The organism is Mycobacterium sp. VKM Ac-1816D (assembly GCF_000416385.1).
Lineage (GTDB): Bacteria > Actinomycetota > Actinomycetes > Mycobacteriales > Mycobacteriaceae > Mycobacterium > Mycobacterium neoaurum_A.
In genome coordinates this window covers 1-706 of the sequence record NZ_AOHQ01000088.1, presented here as the reverse complement: position 1 = coordinate 706, position 706 = coordinate 1, and the positions used below count along the sequence as shown (strand labels likewise).

The window sequence follows — 706 nt, the reverse complement described above, 5'->3', positions numbered from 1 at the left end:
CCGTTGATCGTGCCCACGATGGTGAACGTGTCGGACTCGTTCCAGCCCGCCGTGGTCGCCGTATAGGTGTACGTGCCATCGGCATTGACCGTGACCGTGCCCTTGGAGGGGCCGTTGCCCAGGCTGTAGGTCATCAGGCCCTGCTCACCGGCAGAAAGCCCCAACCCACCGGTCACCGTGCCATTACTGCCCGACTTGGTGACCGGGATATCGAGCTCATGGGTGTTGACCGTGATCAACGTGCTCGCCTCACCGCCCTTGCCGTCGGTGACATAAATCGTGAAGGTGGACAACGCGATCGAGGAGACCAAACCACCGAGGTCACCACTGTTCAGACCGGGGATGTAATGCCACTTGCCATTGGCATCCACGGTCACGATCGCACCGTTGGACAACACCTTCGTCGACGAACCGCCGGGGCCGTCGACGCTGTAATGCAGGGTGTCCCCGTCGGCATCCGAGGCATTCACCGTGCCCGAGGCGATACCCGAACCACCGATCACGGTGTCCCCACCCAACAGCGGCGCGGTGGGCGCGGTATTGGCCTTGGGCACCAGCGATACTTCGGCGACGGTGATCGACTGGCCGTTGATCGTGCCCACGATCGTGAAGGTGTCCGACTCATTCCAGCCGGCCGAGGTTGCCGTATAGGTGTACGTACCATCGGCATTGACCGTCACGGTGCCCTTGCTCGGACCATTGCCCA

General features: G+C 62.5%; 1 protein-coding gene. It reads right to left on the bottom strand.

Annotated elements, in window-relative coordinates; all coding sequences use genetic code 11:
- Positions 1-706: Ig-like domain-containing protein (locus G154_RS26665; protein WP_036478566.1), on the bottom strand; the 706-nt coding region annotated here is incomplete at both ends.